Here is a 6,942-nt window from a genome sequence, read left to right as displayed (position 1 = left end):
GTCTTGGACGGCGACGGGGTTGGCGGGGCAGAGGCGGGGGCGACGGATCGGTTCGCGCTCGCGGAGCGGGCCGTGTCCGCGATCGGGTCGACGCTCGACGAGCGGAGGACGGCCGCGGAGTGCGCGAGGTTCCTCGTCGACGGGCTCTGCGACGCCGCCGCCGTGGACCTGTTCGCGCAGGACGAGGCGCGCCCGGCACCGCACGCCATGCTGCACCCGATGGCGGCCGAGGGTCGCAAGGAACTGCTGGACAGCCTGCGGACCGCGCCGCGCGAGGACGTCATGGTCCGCGCCCTGGACGCCGGCCACCCGATCACCACGTCCTTCACCACGAACGACCACGGTGTACTCGCGGCTCTCTCCGTGCCGTTGACCGCCTGGGGCAAGGCCTACGGCGCCCTCCTCGCGATCCGCGCCGACCGGACCTTCGGCGACGACGAGGCCGCCGCCGTGCACTACGCGGCCCGGCTCACCGCGGCCCATCTGCACCACGCCGTCGAACACCACCGCCTGCGCACCACCGCCCTGAACCTGCAACAGGTCCTTCTCACCGAGCCGAGCCGCCCCCACCCCAACGTCGAGATGGCCACCCGCTACCTGCCCGCCGGCAGCGGCACCCTCGTCGGCGGCGACTGGTTCGAGGCCGTACGGCTGCACTACGGCCGCACCCTCCTCGTCATCGGCGACGTGATGGGCCACGGCCTGGACGCGGCGGTCGACATGAACGCGTACCGCTCGATGCTCCGCTACGTCGCCTCCACCGACCTGCCGCCCCACCGCATCCTGCGCCAGATGGACACCGCCATGTCCGAGGAGCACAACCGCCGCCCCGCGACCTGCCTGCTCGCCCTCCTCGACCCGGACCGGGGCACGGCCGCCTTCTCCAGCGCGGGCCATCTCCCGCCCGCCGTCTTCCACCGCGACGGCGCCGGCGAACTGATCCCCGTCCCCGTCGGCCCACCCCTCGGCACGGGCCTCGCCGACTACGAGATGTCCACGCTCACCGTCACCCCCGAGGACACCCTCGTCATGTTCACCGACGGGTTGGTCGAGCGCCGGGGCGAGGACATCGACGTCTCCCTGGCCCGCCTGGCCCGCCTCCGGCTCCACCCCGGCCAGGGCGTCTCCCGCCTTCTCGACGACATCGTGCTGCGCCTCCACGTCCAGGAGGCGGAGGACGATGTGGCCGCGATCGCCGCCCGGCTGCGCCCCAGAGGCTCGGTTCCCGGATAGCTTCGCAAACGGGAAACAAGTACGGCAGTTGATGCCCCCGGCCGGGCCGGATCATGCCCCGGCCAGTCGTCCCCCAAGGTTTGGCAACACCCAAGCAACGCCCCGATGTTGCCGGTCACGGCTTGGCCAACCCCTTTCCGCACGTTGGCCGCAAATTCATCGCACGCCCCTGACACCCCATACCGAATGGGGCGGAGAGTGATCCGAGGTCTGGTCCACGAGATCCCTCGAAGCTCTTCAAGAAGGGGCAATCATGGCCGAGTTGACACGTCGCAGACTCCTGGGTTCCGCCGCGGGCGCGGTGGGCGGCGCCGCGGCACTCTCCCTCCTCCCGCCGAGCGTCCAGAAAGCCGTCGCCGCCGAACCGCCGAAGAACGGCTCGCTGCGCGACATCGAACACGTCGTCTTGCTGATGCAGGAGAACCGGTCGTTCGACCACTACTTCGGCACCCTGTCCGGCGTTCGCGGATTCGCCGATCCGCACGCACGCAAACTCGACACCGGGCGCAGCGTCTTCTACCAGCCGGACGCGGTGAACCCGAAGGGCTACCTCCTCCCGTTCCACCTCGACACCCACACCTCCAGCGCGCAGGCCATTCCGTCCACCAGTCACGCCTGGTCGGTCCAGCACCAGGCCTGGAACAACGGCAAGATGGACCAGTGGCTGCCGGCCCACCGCGCCGCCGACGGCGTCAACGGCCCCTATGTGATGGGCTATTACACGCGCGAGGACATCCCGTTCCAGTTCGCGCTCGCCGAGACCTTCACCATCTGCGACAACTACTTCTGCTCGGTGTTCGGGCCCACCTGGCCCAACCGGCTGATGTGGATGACCGGTTCGATCGACCCCGGTGGCGCCCAGGGCGGCCCGATCACCAGCAACGTCGCGCCGACGCCCTACCGTTGGACGACGTACGCCGAGCGCCTCCAGAACGCCGGCGTCAGCTGGAAGGTGTACCAGGAGGAAGACGACTACGGCACCAACATGCTGGAGCAGTTCGCGTCCTTCAAGAACGCCCAGCCCGGCTCCGACCTGTACGAGCGGGGCGTACGCCCGCAGCCGCACGGCACGTTCGAGGACGACGCGCGCAACGACCGGCTGCCGACGGTGTCGTGGATCTGCCCCACGAGCTACCAGTCCGAGCACCCGGACTACCTCCCGGCCGCCGGCGCCGACTACGTCGCGTCGAAGATCGAGGCGATCGCGTCGAACCCGAAGGTGTGGCGCAAGACCGCGTTCATCCTCAACTACGACGAGAACGACGGCCTGTTCGACCACGTCGTCCCGCCGACACCGCCCGCGGGCACGAAGGACGAGTTCGTCCAGGGCCTGCCGATCGGTGGCGGTTTCCGGGTGCCCGCCATCATCATCTCGCCCTGGACCGTGGGTGGTTGGGTCGCCTCGGAGGCCTTCGACCACACCTCGGCGCTGCAGTTCCTGGAGCGGTTCACCGGCGTCGAGGAGCCGAACGTCACCGACTGGCGGCGTGCCACCTTCGGCGACTTCACCTCCGCGTTCCGCTTCCGCGACGCCCGTCCGCGCTCGCCCCGGCTGCCCGACGACACGGCGGAGCAGCTGGAGAAGGCGAAGGAGGAAGTGGCGACACTGCCGAAGCCCACGCTGCCGGGCGCGGACCAGAAGTTCCCGCACCAGGAGCGGGGCCGCCGCCCGCACGTCTGACCAGCCTCCCACGGCGAGCGGCCCTGACCGGTGTCATCCGCCCCGGCCCGTGTCATCCACCCCGGCCGGTGTCATCGGGCCAGGGCCGCCCGCGCCACCGACAGCGCCTGCTCGGCGTAGCCGCGGCCGAACAGCACCACATGCACCAGCAGCGGAAACAGCTGATGCAGCCCGATGCGGTCGGCCCAGTCGGGGGCGAGCGGCGTCAACTCCCCGTAGCCGTCGAGCACTTCGGACAGATACGGGCAGCCGAAGAGGTGCAGCATCGCCAGGTCGGTCTCCCGGTGTCCGCCGTGCGCGGCCGGATCGATCAGCCAGACGTGTCCGTCGGCGCCCCAGAGCACGTTCCCGTTCCACAGGTCGCCGTGGAGGCGTGCGGGCGGCTCGGCGGGACCGGCGAGCTGGGGCAACCGCTCGCAGACGCGCTCGACCACCGACGCCTCGGCGGGCCGCAGGGAACCCGCGTCGACCGCGCGCCGCACGTAGGGCAACACCCGTTGCTCGGCATACCAGTTGGGCCAGTCGGCGGCGGGTGCGTTGCGCATCGGGGCGAGCCCGATGTACGCGTCGGTGAGACCGCCGGGCGGTGGCGCGCCGAACGCGGGTGCGCCGGAGGCGTGCAGAGCGGCCAGGTCACGGCCGAACCGGACGGCGGCTCGCGCACTCGGCGGGCCGGTGCGGACGAGATCGGTGACCAGCCAGCGCTCGTCCGACGCACGCACCGCCGGGACACGGACCGCCCTGGCCTCCGCCAGCCAGCGCAACCCCGCCGCCTCGGCCCGTACCGCGCCGGGCGCCGCATCGCCCTTGACGATCACCAACTGCCCACCGTCGAGAGCGACTTCGGTGACGGCCCCGGACAGTGGACGCGCACCGCTCACCGCGCACCCGGTGAGCCGGGCCGCAGCCGTACCCGGATTCTCGCTCTCGGTCACGGGGCCGGCGTACGACCGGTCAACGGGTCCCCGACCGACAGGCCGGACTCGCGCAGCACCCTGTCGACCGTCGCGTCCAGCGGGCTCGCCGCCGGGATCACCGTCTCGACGCCACCGGGCAGCAGGTCCAACGGCCGGTACCACTCCCGGAGTTGGTGCTCGGTGATGTCGTCGGCGTTGGGCTTCGTGGCGTGCCGGGCGAGGGTCTCCTCGAACGGCACGTCGAGGTAGTAGCAGTGCGTGCGGCCCGGGTGGCCGACGAGCAGGCCGGTCAGCATCTCGCCGTAGTGGGCGAGGTGGAGGATGCCTTCCAGCACGGTGTGGAAGCCGTGCGCCAGGGCGTGCCGGACGGTCAGGTCGATCAGGCCGATGTTCGCGCCGCCGGGGATGTCGCGCTCGCGCAGCACCTCGCGCCGGAGGACGTCCTGGCGGACCAGGGCGATACCGCGGCCGTACCGCTCACGCAGACCGGTGGCCACCGAGCTCTTGCCGGAGGCGCTGTTGCCGCGCAGCACGATCAGCCGGGTGGGGGAGGAGGACGTTGTCACCGGGGCACCCTACCCGGCGTGTGGCACTGAGTGACCGGGTGAACGCAAAGTGCCCCTGAGGCACACCCGGTCTGCTCATATCGTGGGAAAATGGTGTGATAGCGGCGATTGGTGGCAGGGCCATGACGGACGCGAAGATCGACTATGAGGCGGTGTTCCAGGGGCTGCCCGGCATGGTGGCCCTGCTGACCCCCGACCTGGTGTGCGCGGACGCCAACGAGGAATTCCTGCGCATGTCCGGCCGCACCCGCGAACAGGTCGTCGGCCGTTTCCTCTTCGACGTCTTCCCCGACAACCCGAACGACCCGGCCGCCACCGGCAGGCGCAACCTGGAGACCTCGCTCCGCCGCGTCCTGTCCACCGGCGAACGCGACACCATGGCCGTCCAGCGCTACGACGTCGAGTCGGCGCAGTGCCCCGGCCAGTGGGACCAACGCTACTGGAGCCCGGTCAACGCCCCCGTGCTCGACCCGGACGGCAAGGTCGTCCTCCTCGTCCACCGGGTCGAGGAGGTCACCGAACTGATCCGGGCCCGCGGCGACTCCGGCGGCAGCCGCCCCCGCGTCCTGGAGGCCGAGCTGTACACCCGCGCCCGCGAACTGCAGGAGGTCAACGAACGCCTGCGCAGCGCCCACGCCCGCGAACGCGAGGTCGCCCTGGCCCTGCAGGAGGCGATGCTGCCCACCCGCCGCCAGGGCGCGGGCCACCAGATCGCCGTGCGCTACCGTCCCGCCGTCGGCTCCCTGAACGTCTGCGGCGACTGGTACGACGTCGTCGACCTGGTCGGCGGCAACCGTATCGGCGTCTCCGTCGGCGACATCGTCGGCCACGGCCTGGCCGCCGCCGGCGTCATGGGCCAGCTGCGCAGCGCCCTGAGCGCCACCTCCCGGGTCGCGGACGGTCCGGCCGAGGCCCTCGACGTCCTGGGCCGCTACGCCAACGTGGTCGACGGCGCCGAGTCCGCCACGGTGGTCACGACCTTCGTCGACTTCGACCGGCACACCATCACCTACAGCAGCGCCGGACACCCACCACCCGCCCTGGTCCACCCCGACGGCCGCGTCGAGTTCCTGGACCGGGCCACCGACCCGCCGCTTGACGCCCGTCCCGACCCGATGCCCCGACCGCAGGCCGGCACCACGTTCTCCCGCGGCTCCACCCTGGCCCTCTACACCGACGGCCTGATCGAACGCCGCCGCGAGGACATCGACAAGGGCCTGGCCCGCCTCGCCGACTCCCTGGTCCACCACCGGAACGCCGACCCCGAGGCCCTCGCGGACGCCGTCCTCCTCGAACTGCTCCCGCACGGGGGCGCCACCGACGACACGGCCCTGATCATCGTGCGGCTCTGACCCGTCACACCACGATGCAGGTCATGGCCGCCCACAACAAGGGCGCGTGCTCGATACGGCCGTCCGCGCGCCAGCGGTCGAGCTGCTCGCGCTGCCAGCCGCCCAGGCTCCGCACGGGGTCCTCGTCCTCGTGAGCCGTGTCTACGGCGACGATCGCCTCCGACAACGGCCGTACGGAATCGGGCAGTTGGGCCAGCCGGTGGAACGCGAAACTGGTCGGCAGGACCCAGCGGGTGGCGGTGACGAGTTCGGCGCCGTTGTGCAGCATCGCCGTCGCCAGGCCGAACGACTCGGCGAACCGCAGATCGCCCCCGCTCTCGCAGCCGATGAGGGCGACACGAGGCGGCGCGGGCCAGATCCGCGCGCCCGGTTCGCCGTCCGCGCGCAGGGGGAGCGAGCCCAGCAGGAGGTCCTTGGCGGAGAGCGGCCGGTGGGTGCGGACCGGCTCGGCCAGGCCGGAGGCGCCCGCGTCGCAGCACAGGTGCAGGGTGCCGTCCTCGCTCTGCCCGCCCTCGACCGGCGCGCCGCTCACATGCCCGACGTACATCAACCTGCGGGCGCCCTTGCGGAGCACACCGCTCAGCCAGTCCCGGTCCAGGTCCGTGCGGCGGAAGACCTCCGCGGGGGTCGCGACGGACGGTACGACGGCGCCCGCGTCGAGACGGGTCCGGACCAGGGACAACAACTCCGGGTCGGAGCCGGGCGGCCCCAGGACCGAGCCGAGCGGGGAGTCGGCGCGGAAACCGGGGACACGGGGGTCCAGGACGAGAACGACCGGGCCGGTGCCAGTGTTCTGCGCTGTTGATGGCGCTGGTCTGCGTGGCCGCAACGACGCCGGTGCGGTGGTCACGACGTCCGCCAGGTCGATGAGCCGTACGTCCGTCCCGTCGTCGACGGCGAGCAGTTCCCAGGGGACCTGGGCGACCCGGGGCGAGGGCTGGATTCGTACGAGGGGACGGCCCGCCCGATCGGCCACCTGGCGTATCTGCGCGGTCAGTTGCTCCGGCCACAGGGCCTCGGCCAGCGTTCGCGCGAGTCGGCGCTCGCGTCCCTGCTCGGCCAGCGCGCCCTCGTCGAACGCCCGTCGCATGCCCTCGGCCCCGTCGCCCGCTCCCGGCAGGGCGTCGGTCAACTCCCTTACCGCCTGGTCGACTTCGGCGCGGGGCCCCTGACCGGTCCCGAACCCCCTGGCC

At 71.9% G+C, this 6,942-nt stretch carries 6 protein-coding genes; 3 read left to right on the top strand and 3 right to left on the bottom strand.

The window, feature by feature from the left end; all coding sequences use genetic code 11:
• Window positions 1-3 precede the first annotated feature (3 nt).
• Both AC31A1_RS43370 and AC31A1_RS43365 read left to right on the top strand, forming a co-directional pair.
• Window positions 4-1,233: a PP2C family protein-serine/threonine phosphatase gene (locus AC31A1_RS43370; RefSeq protein WP_489658578.1), complete on the top strand. Its 1,230-nt coding sequence runs from the start codon at window positions 4-6 to the stop codon at window positions 1,231-1,233.
• A gap of 253 nt (window positions 1,234-1,486) precedes the next feature.
• On the top strand, window positions 1,487-2,914 hold the full coding sequence (locus AC31A1_RS43365; RefSeq protein ID WP_489658577.1) for an alkaline phosphatase family protein: 1,428 nt from the start codon (window positions 1,487-1,489) through the stop codon (window positions 2,912-2,914).
• 71 nt (window positions 2,915-2,985) lie between these two features.
• Here the strand turns inward: AC31A1_RS43365 and AC31A1_RS43360 are convergent, their stop codons facing one another.
• Window positions 2,986-3,849 carry a fructosamine kinase family protein gene (locus tag AC31A1_RS43360; protein ID WP_489658576.1) on the bottom strand — a complete coding sequence of 288 codons (864 nt, stop codon included), beginning with the start codon at window positions 3,847-3,849 and terminating at the stop codon, window positions 2,986-2,988.
• Window positions 3,846-4,397, bottom strand: a complete 552-nt coding sequence (locus AC31A1_RS43355; protein WP_489658575.1) for an AAA family ATPase — start codon at window positions 4,395-4,397, stop codon at window positions 3,846-3,848. Before AC31A1_RS43355 ends, AC31A1_RS43360 begins: the two co-directional genes overlap by 4 nt.
• A gap of 122 nt (window positions 4,398-4,519) precedes the next feature.
• On the opposite strand from AC31A1_RS43355, the gene AC31A1_RS43350 reads away from it, so the two are divergent.
• Window positions 4,520-5,749, top strand: a complete 1,230-nt coding sequence (locus tag AC31A1_RS43350; RefSeq protein WP_489658574.1) for a PP2C family protein-serine/threonine phosphatase — start codon at window positions 4,520-4,522, stop codon at window positions 5,747-5,749.
• 4 nt (window positions 5,750-5,753) lie between these two features.
• On the opposite strand, the gene AC31A1_RS43345 is transcribed toward AC31A1_RS43350, so the two are convergent.
• Window positions 5,754-6,942 (bottom strand): CHAT domain-containing protein (locus AC31A1_RS43345; RefSeq protein WP_489658573.1); only part of this gene is annotated, 1,189 nt, incomplete at its 5' end.

The sequence above is a fragment of the Streptomyces sp. P5F9 genome (assembly GCF_057961495.1).
Note: the sequence above shows the minus strand (reverse complement) of the source record. Positions and strands in the feature narration are given on the sequence as shown.

Bases quoted from the DNA above. Each gene is read 5' to 3' on its own strand.
- AC31A1_RS43350 (WP_489658574.1), top strand. From the start codon at position 4,520: ATGACGGACGCGAAGATCGACTATGAGGCGGTGTTCCAGGGGCTGCCC.
- AC31A1_RS43365 (WP_489658577.1), top strand. From the start codon at position 1,487: ATGGCCGAGTTGACACGTCGCAGACTCCTGGGTTCCGCCGCGGGCGCG.